Raw genomic sequence first — 11,785 nt, 5'->3', positions numbered from 1 at the left:
TCATCCGGTCATGAAGCACCCCTAGCATTCGCTTCGCCGTCAATCTGCATTGCCGCCTTGGTCGATGCGAACCGATGCGGCAACCAAGAAGCCAACTAGGGAGTCCCCACTCATGTCTTATCTCACCGATAAGGCGCGCGCAAAGCGCCGCGCCGCCGAAGGCTATGTCACCGTTCCGGGCAAGATGCTCGAGGATATCGTCGCTGCCAATCCGGAGCGCCGCAAGGTGCTCCGCGGCGGTCTGAGCCTGTCGCTGCTTTCGGTTTTCGGTTCCACCAGCCTGCTGGCAGCGTGCGGCGGCGATGACGACAACACGCCGGCACCGGCGCCCGCACCGGCTCCGGGCCCGGTCGAGCCGGCTCCGCTGGACTACAGCATCCGCTTCACCCCGGTTGGCGACAAGATCACCGCCGACACCGTGACCGTGCCGGAGAACTACACCGTTCAGGTGCTGTTCTCCGCCGGCGACCCCGTCGAGATCGGTTCCGTCGGCTACACCGGCACCCCGCTGAGCTCGGCGGAAACCGAGCGTCTGGCTGGCGGCCAGCACGACGGCATGCATTTCTTCGAGATCCCCGGCGTCGATCCCCTCAAGGGCGGCCTGCTGGCGATCAACCACGAGAACCTGGACAGCGACATCCTGTTCGGGCGCGGCGTGGACTACGACGAAGCCACTGCCACCGCCGAGCAGAAGCGCCTGGCGCTGTCGCACGTCGGCGTGTCGATCATCGAAGTGCAGTTCGTTGACGGCAAGTGGGAAGTCAAGCGCGATTCGCGCTACAACAAGCGCTACACCGGCAACTCGCTGTATCGCGTCAGCGGCCCGGCCGCCAGTGTGGTCGGCACCTCGGTGGTCGGCACGCTGAACAACTGCTCGAGCGGCCATACGCCGTGGGGCACGTACCTGACCTGCGAAGAAACCACCGACAACTATCTGGACACCACCAAGCCCGACGAGGGCTATGGCTGGGTGGTCGAGATCGATCCGCTGAACGAACTGGGCGCGCCGACCAAGCGCACCGCGATGGGCCGCTTCTCGCACGAGAACACCGCCTTCATGACCGACGCCAACAACCGCGTGGCGTTCTACATGGGCGATGACGGCACCCCGGGCTGCATCTACAAGTTCGTGCCGAACAAGGCGTTCGATCCGGCCAATCGCGCCGCCAACCTCGGCCTGCTGGACGACGGCGTGCTGTACGTGGCCAAGTTCAACGGCGACGGCACCGGCCAGTGGATCGAACTGACGCAGGGCAAGAACAACCTGACGGTCGGCGCCAGCGACCCGGGCAACTGGACGCAGTCGGCCGTGAGCCCGGCCCCGACGACCTTCGACTTCAACTCGCAGGCCGACGTTCTGCTGAACACGCACCGCGCGGCTCGCGTCGCTGGCGGCACGCTGATGGACCGTCCGGAGTGGATCACCGTGGGCCTGGACAAGGCGGTGTTCTGCACGCTGACCAACAACGGCGGCCGTCGTCAGACCGATGCGGCCAACCCGCGCGCCACCAACCCGCACGGCCACATCATTCGCTGGACGGAAGACGGCAATTCGCCGCTGGCCACGTCGTTCAAGTGGGAGATCTTCCTGCTGGCCGGCGACCCGTCGCTGGCTGCCGACAACCTGAAGGGCAACATCGTCGGCGACACCTTCTCCAGCCCGGACGGCATCCGTGTCGATCCGAAGGGCCGTCTGTGGGTGCAGACCGATGCCGGCACGGGCGCCAGCACGACCGACATCTTCGGTGCCAACTCGATGCACTACGTCGATCAGGAAACCCGCGAATGCAAGCGCTTCCTGGTGGGTCCGCAGGGTTGCGAGATCACCGGCATTGCCTACACGCCGGACCTGACCACCTTCTTCATCAACATCCAGCACCCGACCAACCAGTGGCCGAGCGCTGACCTGCCGGCTCGCTCGTCGACCATCGTGGTTCGCCACAAGGACGGTCTGCCGATCGGCGCCTGATCGATCGCGCGTGATCGATCCGGGCAGGGACCGCGGCAAACGGTCCCTGCCGACCACGGGCAAGAGAAACGGCCCGCCAGTCGAAAGACCGGCGGGCCGTTTTTCATTGGACGACGCTTGCGGCAATCAGCTCTTGCGCTTGCGCCCGCCCGGCTTCGTCTCCAGCTCGATCCAGGTCGGCGCATGGTCGCTCGCATGCGGCTCGCCGCGGACCCATTTGTCCACGCCCGCATCGCGCAAACCCGGCGCCAGCGACGGGCTGAGCAGCAGATGGTCGATCCGCAGCCCGGAGTCGGTCTGCCAGTGCTGGCGGAAGTAGTCCCAGAAGGTATAGATGCGCTCGTCCGGATAGCGCGTGCGCAGCGCATCGGTCCAGCCCTGCGCCAGCAGCCTTGCATAGCATTCGCGGCTTTCCGGCTGCAGCAGCGCATCCTTGCGCCACGAGCGCGGGTTGTAGATGTCCTCGTCGGTCGGCACCACGTTGTAGTCGCCGGCCAGCACCACGGGATGGCCGCTGTCGAGCAAGCCCTGAGCATGGCGCAGCAAGCGCTCGAACCATGCCAGCTTGTAGTCGAACTTCGGCCCGGGCTGCGGATTGCCGTTGGGCAGGTAGAAGCAGCCGATCAGCACCCCTTCCACCGCCGCCTCGATATAGCGGCTCTGGCGATCGTTCGGGTCACCGGGCAGGCCGCGCCGGCTTTCCACCGGCTGCGCTCCCCGGGCCAGGATCGCGACCCCGTTCCATGACTTCTCGCCCTGCCAGATCGCGTCGTACCCGGCCGCGCGGATCGCCTCGATCGGGAAGGCGTCGTCGGTCGTCTTCAGTTCCTGCAGGCACGCGACATCCGGCGCCTCGCGCTCCAGCCATTGCAGCAGCGCCGGCAGGCGCGCACGGATCCCGTTGATATTGAAGGTCGCGATTCTGAGCTTCGGCATGCCGTCTCCCTTCACCCGGTTTTGCTCAGTATCGGTGCAGGGGCGTCCCTTGCGCCATCGGTCGTGCGCCGACAGCGCCCACCGTCATTGACCGACCAGCGTTCCGCTCCAGTACGAACCGTCCGTCAGCTTGCCCTGCATGGCCTTGCCGTTGACCTCGCCGGTAAAGCGCTTGTCACCCACCTGGAAGGCGATTCGAGTGCCTTCCAGCCGCCCTTCGCGGATCGGCACCGCGCCGTTGCCGTCGCGCAGCGTGCCCTCGACCTTCTGGAAGGTCTGCGTCAACACCAGCTCCTTGCCATCGACGCGCCAGGTGCCGCCCACCTTGGCGGGGACGATCCACTTGTAGGCGACGCAATGGCCGGAGCATCCCTGCGAGACCTGGGCGGTCTCGTCCGGCTCCCATTCCCCCATGTCGAAGCTGTTCGACACCACGCGGGTGCCCGGCTTCATCTCCAGGATCGTCGGGCGCAGGCGGACATTCAGGCTGGGCAGCAGGAACAGCGTGACCACGGTCGCGTCCGAGAAGTCCGACTGGAAGATGTCGGCCTGCTCGAAGGTGGCGCGCTTCGAGACGCCCTCCGCCTTGGCGGCCTGGCGGGAAATTGCCACCATGTCCGGGTTGTACTCGATGCCCCGGGCAGTCGCGCCGCGCTTGGCCGCCGTGATGACGGTGCGGCCATCGCCCGAACCGAGGTCCACCAGCCGGTCCTGCGGCGTGAGCTTGGCCATGTCGAGCATGCGGTCGACCAGCGCCTGCGAAGTGGGCACCCAGACCACATCCTTGCCTGCCTGCCCCACCGAGGGCTTGTAGGTGGAGGTCGGGGCGGTGCCGGTCTGGGCGGTGGCGACCGGGTTCCATGCGACCGTGCAAGCCAGCATCAGCGTAACGGCAACGGCCCTGTGCTTGGTTGACATCGATACTCTCCTGTCGATTGGTGGGGACATCAGATCGGGTCGGCATCAGCGGCGCGGCGAGCGGGCTGGCGCTCCAGCGCGCGCTCCGGTTCCTGTCCGGGCTGCTCGCCCTTGCGGCGGAACAGCAGGATCGGCGCGCCCGCCACCAGCACCGCGATGCCGATCAGCGCGGCGGTGCCGGTGTACATCACGCTGGCATACAGCATGTACAGGCAGGTCAGGCAGAAGACGATCGGCGTGATGGGGTAAAGCGGCACCCGATACGGCAGCACGCGATGCGGCTCGCGCCAGCGCAGCACGAACAGCGACAGGCCGACCAGCAGCAGGAAGCCCCAGAACACGGGCGCGGTGTAGTCGACCATCGCCTTGAAGCCGTCCCGTGTCACCGCACCCAGCGCGATCAGCGCCAGCGCGATCAGCCCCTGCGCGATCTGGCCGTTGGCGGGCGTCTTGCCGCGGCCATTCCAGATGCCCACCCAGCGCATCACCGTCATGTCGCGTGCCATCGCGTAGAAGACGCGCGAGCCGGTGAAGATGGTCGCATTCAGCGTGGAGATGGCCGCCACCACGATGGCGATCGTCACCACCTTCTCGCCCGTCGGTCCGGCCACCGCGCGCATCATGTCGGCCGCCACCGCGCTCGACCCGCGCAGCCCGTCCAGACCGAGGATCGACAGCAGCGCCAGATTGGCGAGCGTGTACAGCGCCACCAGGATCAGCGTGCCCAGTGCCAGCACACGGGCGATGTTGCGCGGCGCGTCCTTCAGCTCGCCGGTCAGATAGGCCGCCTCGTTCCAGCCGCCATAGGTCAGCAGCACGAAGATCATCGCCATGCCCAGTGCCGCCCCTTGCGACGCGCCCGCCCCGGCGGCGGCCGGCGCCTGCGCGGCGCCGGGCGTGCCGAACAGCCCGAACAGGATGATGGCCGCGATCGCCGCGACTTCGATGAACGTCACCACCACCTGCAGGTTCTTGCCCTCCACCGTACCGACCACATTGACGGCGGTCAGCGCGGCCACCGACAGGGCCGCGTAGATGGCGGCGCCATAGGGTCCCAGCGGAAAGAGCTGGGCAAGGTAGTCGCCCAGCATGAAGGCAACGGCGGCGATGGCGCCGGTCTGGATCACGGTGCAGCGCGCCCAGCCGAACAGCATCGCTACCGGCTTGCCATAGGCACGCGAAAGGAAGTGATATTCGCCGCCCGTATCGGGATGGGCAGAGGAGAGCTCGGCATAGCAGAGCGCACCGACCAGCGTCACCAGCCCACCGGCCAGCCAGACCAGGATGAACATCGCCTCCGAGGAGACATTGGCGGCGACGATGGAGGGCGTGCGAAAAATCCCGACGCCGATGACGAGGCCGACCATGATGACCACCGCGTCGAATACCGACAGGATGCCCTGCGGCCTGCTTTCTTTGTGTTGGTCCATCCACCCTCCGCTGAGGTCTCGCTACAGGCCGAGATCGACACTCGAAAAGTGCGACGGCCTGAGCTGTCTACAATAGGAAACAACCGAAAGCATCGCCAGAGCAACATGCGCCGGATTCGTCCCCGGGGCGACGGATAGCATGTGGAGCGCGGCGTTACTGCGGAGTTCCTGCTGCTTTCCCGGCCGCGGCCTGGCGGGAAGGCCGGAAGTATCTTTTGCACCTCTGCGGTGCGCGACGACAAGGGTGACTGCCGCCGCCCGCGAGGACTCTCCCACTTTCAAGGACATGCACGAATGCAACAACCGATCGCCCCTTCCTGGAATCCGACCCCCGCCGGCGAGCGCCTCGCCACCGCCTGGAACACCGGCGAGCGGCTGACGGCGTTGCCTGAGCAGGAGCGTCCAGCGTCACTGGAGCAGGGCTACGCCGCGCAAGCGGTGATGGTCGAGCGAATCGGGGAAGGCCATTGCGGCTGGAAGATCGCCGGGGCCTCGCCGCGCGGGCTGCGCGGCGAACTGCCGGCGGCACCCGTGACGGGATGCCTGATTCCGTCCCGGGTCATTCCGTCGGGCAGCAGCCTGCAATTGCCGGTCGGCACCGCCATGACGCTGGAGGCGGAAATCGCCTTCCGTTTCGTGCGCGAGATTTCGCCGGCCGACGAAGCGCTGGACATCGGGACGATGATCGCCGGGGCGCATGTGGCCATGGAGGTGGTGTACAGCCGCTTCCATGACCGCAAGGCGGTCGGACAAGCCAGCTTCGTCGCCGACAACGTCGGCTTCCATGCGCTGGTGCTCGGCGACATCGTGCCGTTTGCGCAAGGGATGCTGTACGACGAGGACGCGGGTATCTGGCGCGACGGCGAGCGCGTCGCGCAGTCGCTGTCCGGCGACGACCGCACGCAACCGTTCCTGTCGCTATCGTTCCTGTGGAAGCAACTGGCCTTGCAGCGGCAGACGATTCCGGAGGGCGCGGTGGTGACCACCGGAACCTTGTGCGTGCCGGTGGATACCGCGCGCACGGGCGTCTATGAGGCCAGAGTGGGGACGGCCGCGGTCTCGCTGACGCTGGCGGGCTAAGGCCGGCATCAATGCCGGCTCGCCCTCGCCTGCCGATACTGCGCGGTCAAGCGCTCGACAATGAGCGCTGCGGGTTCGATCTGCGTGACGCCCGATACGGAATGCCCGGCGCTCCACAGGTCCTGCCAGCGCCGGATCACCACGCCGTCGGCACCGCCGCCAAACCGCTCGCGCGCCTGCTGCACGGTGACCGACTCGTCGAGCGCGTCCGGGTCGAGCCCGGTCTGCCGGATCGACGGGACGAGGAAGTTGGCCGGCAGGCCGGTAAAGGCGCGCGTGGTGCGAATGTCGTCCAGCGTGCTCGCGCGCAGCATGGCCTTGTAGCCGTCGCTTGCCAGGCTCTCGCGCGCGCCAATGAAGCGCGTCCCCATGCCGACGAGGTCGCAGCCGAGCACCCGCGCCGCCGCGACGCCAGCCCCGTCGCTGATGCCACCGGACAGCATGATGGGACCGTCGAAGAACGCCCGGACTGCCCGCACGAAGGCGAAGGGATTGGCCCAGCCGGTGTGGCCGCCGGCGCCAGCGGTCAGCAGCACCAGACCGTCGGCCCCCGCATCGAGGGCTCGGCGCGCATGGTGAAGGGTGGCGACATCGGCGAGGACGCGGCACCCTGCCGCGTGCAGCACGGGAATGGCAGCGGCGGGCGAGCCGACGCTGGTGATCGCCACCTGCGGCTGGTAGCTGGCGATCAGCGCAAACTCGTCGCGCAGCTTCGCCGGGTCCCGCCGCATGATCAGGTTGGGGCAGAACGGCCCATGTACGGGCTCCCCCCGCTCGGCGGCCTCCCGCGCCTCGCGGCGCAGGCGATCGAGCCAGCCGTCCAGCTCCCCCAGCGAGGCGCAGTTCGCCGTGGGAAAGGCCCCGACGATGCCGGCCCGGCAAGCGGCGGACACCAGCTCGATGCCGGACACTCGCAACATCGGCGCGGCGACCACGGGCAAGGCCAGCCGATCGAGAAAGGGCAGTGCGGTCATGGTCGGCCTCCCAACGGTGTGCGACGGACATGGTCGAGCCCATCGAGCGCGGCGCTCGCCTGCGCCAGCAGCGTGGCGACGATATCGGCCAGCGGTTCGATCCGGTCGGCGAAGGCGATGGCCGGACCGAGCGACGCCATGCCGCGCTGCCAGTCCCCTTCGCCATAGCAGCGATCCCGCGTGATGCGACTGTCCAGCAGATCGCCGAAGGCGGCGTAGTCGCGCGCGCCTGCCCGTTCACGGGCAGCTACCAGCTCGGCGGTCGCGTTGCGCAGCACGCACAGGGTATTGCCCAGCGTGCGCAGCACCGCGACCGTCGCGTGCTCGTCGCAACCGACCAGGTGCCGCTTGTAGGCGTCGTGCGCTTCGATCTCCTCGCACACCAGCAAGCGGCTGCCGCAGACGGCGCCGTCCACCCCCATCGCCAGCAGCGCGGCAAGCTGGCGCCCATGCCCGATGCCGCCGCCAACGGCGACCGGCACGCGCAGCCGGTCCAGCGCCAGCGCGCCCAGCAGCATGGTGGGCAGTTCGTTGGCGCCGGGATGGCCCCCTTCCTCCATGCCGACCAGCGCCACCGCGTCGGCGCCGTCGCGTTCGGCCGCCAGCGCATGACGCAGGCTCGATGCCTTGTGGATGACGACACCGCCCGCCTCGTGGATACGCGCGATCAGTTCGCCGGGGCCTTGCCCTGCCGTTTCGAAGTGCCGCACGCCATGGGCCAGTGCCTGTTCCAGCGCGGTGACCACCCCGTCGTTTCCGCCGGGACGGGAGGCCAGCGTCAGATTGACGCCGAACGGGCGACCTCCGGTCAGCACCCTGCATTGGACCAGCGCCTCGCCGAACGCGTCCGGACTGTCGAACGAGCGCGGCGTCAGGAACCCCATGCAGCCCGCGTTGACCAGCGCCGCAACGTAACGCGGCCTGGACAGCCACATCAGGCCGCCGCCCAGCAGCGGATGCGCGATGCCGAACAGGCGCGTGAGCCGGGTGGCGAACGGCGCAGGCGGCTGCGCGGCAGCCGAGCCAGTGCTGGCCGTCATCGCTGCCGCGCGCTATCCAGGACCGGCGGCAGGCCGAGGCTGTCGGGCGCGACCCCGTGCATCGGCACCGGAAAGCGCGCCAGTGGCAGCGTGGCATCCGGGCTGGCACCGTCGAACTTGTTCCTGTCGCGGAACTGCGGCAGCGCAGCCACCTCGTTCGGTGCGACCACGGGAGCGGCGGGAACGTCCGCGTCGGCCAGCCGCGCGAACGCGGCGTCGCAGTCCAGTGTCGATAGCGCCTGCCCAAGGGCCGCATTGATGGCCCCCGCATCGCGCTTGCGCAATGCCAGTGCGCGCCATGGCTCGCCGTCGTACGGCGCCATCGGCAGCACCTCGCACAGCCGCACCCAGAAGTGGTCCTCCAGCGCGGCCACCGACAGATAGCGGCCGTCGCGGCAGCGGAAGGCGCCATAGGCCGGCTTGACCTGCGCCATCGCCCGCTGCGACGCCAGCGTATCGGCCCCCGCGCCCTTCCATGCGCCGAAGCGCGCATTCATCCAGTGCAGCGTGCAGTCGGCCAGCGCCACATCGAGATACTGGCCGCGGCCGGTGTGCGCGCGCTGGACCAGCGCCGCCAGCGTGGCAGACAGCGCATACATCGCGCCGCACAGATCCGCGACGGGAAGACCGAAGGTCTGCGCCGGCTCGTCGTCCGCCCCCGCGGCACCGGATACCGCCAGCGTGCCGCATGCGGCCAGGTAGTTGATGTCATGACCGGGCAACTGCGCCCACGGGCCGTGCTGGCCGTAGCCGCTCAGCGACACGTAGATCAGCCGTGGAAACCGGCCGCAGAGCGTGGCCGCGTCCATGCCCAGGCGCGCCATGACGCCCGGCCGATACGACTCGACCAGGATATCGGCCTGCGCCACCCGCGCGAGAATCTGTTCGCGTTGCCCGTCGTCCTTCAGGTCGGCGAGCAGGCTGTGCTTGCCACGGTTGACCGCGGCGAACACGCCGGGACCCATGCGCCGAACATTGTCCCCATGCGGGGGCCGTTCTATCTTGAGCACGTGCGCACCCAGCTCGGCCAGGTTCTGCGTGAAGAACGGTCCCGGCAGCAGCTCGCTGAAGTCGAGCACGCTGACGCCATGCAGCGGGGCATGCGCGGCATGGGGGGCGTTGTGGGCGGCGACCGTTGCGGTGGTGTCGTCGCTCATGCGCCGGCTCCCGTCGCCGTGCCATCCGGCCGCCGCTCGACGATCACCGCGTCCAGCGGCATCGCGCCACGGCTCTGGCCGCCGGCCACCGTATCGACCCAGACCGGGTTCAGATCCATCTCCTCGATCCAGCCGGCATTGTCGGCAACGAAGCGCGACACCTGCATCAGCAGCGCCTCCAGCCCGGACAGGTCCGCCGGCGGGCGGCCGCGGGCACCGGCGAGCAAGGGAAACGCGCGGATCTCGCGGACCAGCGCCGCGGCCTCCCCTGCCTGCAATGGCAGCATCCGCCGCGACACGTCGCGCAGGATCTCGACATGGATGCCGCCAAGCCCGAAGGTCATGACGTGGCCGAAGACCGGGTCGCGCGTCACGCCCACCATCAGCTCGATGCCGCCGGCTGGCGCCATCTTCTCGATCAGCACGCCGTCGATGCGGGCATCCGGACAATGCGCTCTCGCCGCGGCGCCGATGCTCTCGAACGCCTCGTGCACCGCGGCCGCATCGGCAAGGCCAATGCGCACGCCACCGATGTCGGACTTGTGCAGGATGTCCGCGCTGGCGATCTTGGCGACCACCGGATAGCCGAACCCGGTGGCAATGCGGACCGCCTCCTCCGCGGAGCGCGCCACCTCGAACGGCAGCAGTGCGATGCCATGCTGCCGCAGCCGGTGCTTGGCCTCGGCCTCGGTCAGGGCCCGCCGCGTCACGGCCGCCGTATCGCCGCTGCCAGCGATCTGGCGCGGTTCGGACGGCACCGTCGGCAGGCGCGGCGCCGGCGCCCCGGACGGGGCCCGCCCTTGCCGTGCGCGCCATCGGCCGTACTCCACCCAGCGCCTCACCGCGGTAATCGCCTTGTTCACCGTGCGCGGCGGCGCAAAGCCATGCTCGACCAGTACCCGATAGCCATCGCCGAGCCGGTCGCTCATCCAGATCGGCAGGATCGGCGTGGCGGTACGCGCCTGTGCATTGACGATGTTCTGCGCCATCCGCGTGGTGGTCTCGCCGTAGTCAAGCGTAATGGGCAGCACCACCAGGCCGACATTGGGATCGGCCGCGACGGCGCCGAGCGTCTTTTCCACTACCGTCGCGTCGCTCAGCACCACCGCTGTCGTATCGACCGGGTTGCCGATGGCGGCGTAGTCCGGCAGGCTTGCACGCAGCGTCTCCGTGGTCGCCGTGGCGAAACTCGCCAGCGTCAGCCCCTCCGCGCCGACTGCATCGGCGGTCAGTGCCGAGGTGCCGCCCGACGAGCAATAGACCGCCAGCGCGTCGCGGCCCTGCGGCAACGCCCGCGCCAGCAGCCAGGCCGTATCGACCAGTTCGTCGATGTCGTGGACTTCGATGACGCCAAGCTGGCGAAATACCGCGCTGTTGACTTCGGCCGAACCGGTCAGCGACGCGGTGTGCGATTGCGCCGCCCGCCGTCCATACTCCGAGCGGCCCACCTTCAGTGCCACCACCGGCTTGCCGTTCGCCGCCGCGCGCTGCACGGCCGCGACGAAGCGCGCGCCGTCCTTGATTCCTTCAAGCAGCGTGGCGATGACCTTGATATCCGGCGCATCGGCCATGTAGCCAATGAAGTCGGCCACCTGCAGGTCCACCTCGTTGCCGGTGGACGCCCACAGCCCGATGCCGATGCCGCGCTCCATCGCCTGCATCACGTTGCGCCCCAGCCCGCCGCCCTGCGTCGCCAGGCCGATCGGCCCCTGGACCAGGTCATGCGGGAACGACGGCGAGAAGGTCAGGCCAAGCTGCGCATTGACGTTGGTCAGGCCCGGGCAGTTGGGGCCGTACAGCCGCATGCCGGTACGCGCCGCGATGGCCTGCATCTGCTGCTGGGCCCGCTCGCCGTCAGGACCGGTCTCGCCAAAGCCGGAGCTGAGCACGATGGCAAAGCGCACGCCGCGCGCGCCGCATTGTTCCAGGACCTCGAGCACACCCGCGGCGGGCACCACCACCACGGCGACATCGGGCGTCGCGGGCAACGCCGCCACGCTGGGCCAGCAGCGGCGCCCCGCGAGCTCGGTCTTGCCGGGGTTGACGAGCCAGATGTCGCCGTCAAAGCGCGAATGCGCCAGCAGATTGGTCATGGTCCGCTCGCCGATGCTGGTCGCGCGGTCGGATGCGCCCACCAGGGCGATGGAGCGGGGGTGGATGAGACGGGAAAGGTCGGTCGTGCCGGCGGTCATGGCATGCGCTCCGGAAGACGGCCCGGATATCGGTACCGGGCAAGGGTTGGGCGGCGCGCGCAAGAAGGCGCGTACAGGGGATGCGCGGC

The 11,785-nt window shown here is 68.8% G+C and carries 9 protein-coding genes; 2 read left to right on the top strand and 7 right to left on the bottom strand.

All coding sequences use genetic code 11. The features are described 5' to 3' along the window. Positions 1-112: 112 nt before the first annotated feature. On the top strand, positions 113-1,969 hold the full coding sequence (locus K6V06_RS15885) for a PhoX family phosphatase (RefSeq protein WP_222244942.1): 1,857 nt from the start codon (positions 113-115) through the stop codon (positions 1,967-1,969). 126 nt (positions 1,970-2,095) lie between these two features. On the opposite strand, the gene K6V06_RS15880 is transcribed toward K6V06_RS15885, so the two are convergent. From K6V06_RS15880 to K6V06_RS15870, 3 genes are all read right to left on the bottom strand, one after another. After that, a complete protein-coding gene (locus K6V06_RS15880; RefSeq protein WP_222244940.1) occupies positions 2,096-2,905 on the bottom strand; it encodes an exodeoxyribonuclease III in 810 nt (269 codons plus the stop codon). Positions 2,906-2,989: 84 nt separating this feature from the next. Further along, positions 2,990-3,823: a class I SAM-dependent methyltransferase gene (locus tag K6V06_RS15875; protein ID WP_222244938.1), complete on the bottom strand. Its 834-nt coding sequence runs from the start codon at positions 3,821-3,823 to the stop codon at positions 2,990-2,992. 29 nt (positions 3,824-3,852) lie between these two features. Then, positions 3,853-5,253 (bottom strand): APC family permease, encoded by a 1,401-nt coding sequence (locus K6V06_RS15870; RefSeq protein WP_222244936.1) that lies wholly within the window; start codon positions 5,251-5,253, stop codon positions 3,853-3,855. A 294-nt stretch (positions 5,254-5,547) separates the two neighbouring features. Between K6V06_RS15870 and K6V06_RS15865 the strand changes: the two genes are divergently transcribed. Then, positions 5,548-6,333 carry a hypothetical protein gene (locus K6V06_RS15865; RefSeq protein WP_222244934.1) on the top strand — a complete coding sequence of 262 codons (786 nt, stop codon included), beginning with the start codon at positions 5,548-5,550 and terminating at the stop codon, positions 6,331-6,333. 8 nt (positions 6,334-6,341) lie between these two features. Here the strand turns inward: K6V06_RS15865 and K6V06_RS15860 are convergent, their stop codons facing one another. The 4 genes from K6V06_RS15860 to K6V06_RS15845 are packed head-to-tail and all read right to left on the bottom strand — an operon-like array spanning position 6,342 to position 11,696. After that, positions 6,342-7,307, bottom strand: a complete 966-nt coding sequence (locus tag K6V06_RS15860; protein ID WP_222244933.1) for a nitronate monooxygenase family protein — start codon at positions 7,305-7,307, stop codon at positions 6,342-6,344. Further along, complete coding sequence (locus tag K6V06_RS15855) at positions 7,304-8,347, bottom strand: nitronate monooxygenase family protein (protein WP_222244932.1); 1,044 nt, start codon at positions 8,345-8,347, stop codon at positions 7,304-7,306. The genes K6V06_RS15860 and K6V06_RS15855 overlap by 4 nt, the downstream gene beginning before the upstream one ends. Beyond that, the gene (locus tag K6V06_RS15850; protein ID WP_222244931.1) at positions 8,344-9,504 is read right to left on the bottom strand and encodes a CaiB/BaiF CoA-transferase family protein; all 1,161 of its coding nucleotides are present in this window, start codon (positions 9,502-9,504) and stop codon (positions 8,344-8,346) included. Before K6V06_RS15850 ends, K6V06_RS15855 begins: the two co-directional genes overlap by 4 nt. Next, positions 9,501-11,696, bottom strand: a complete 2,196-nt coding sequence (locus K6V06_RS15845; protein WP_222244930.1) for an acetate--CoA ligase family protein — start codon at positions 11,694-11,696, stop codon at positions 9,501-9,503. Before K6V06_RS15845 ends, K6V06_RS15850 begins: the two co-directional genes overlap by 4 nt. Positions 11,697-11,785: the final 89 nt, after the last annotated feature.

The organism is Cupriavidus sp. AU9028 (genome assembly GCF_019795295.1).
Lineage (GTDB): Bacteria > Pseudomonadota > Gammaproteobacteria > Burkholderiales > Burkholderiaceae > Cupriavidus.
This window is presented reverse-complemented; position numbering and strand designations above follow the sequence as displayed.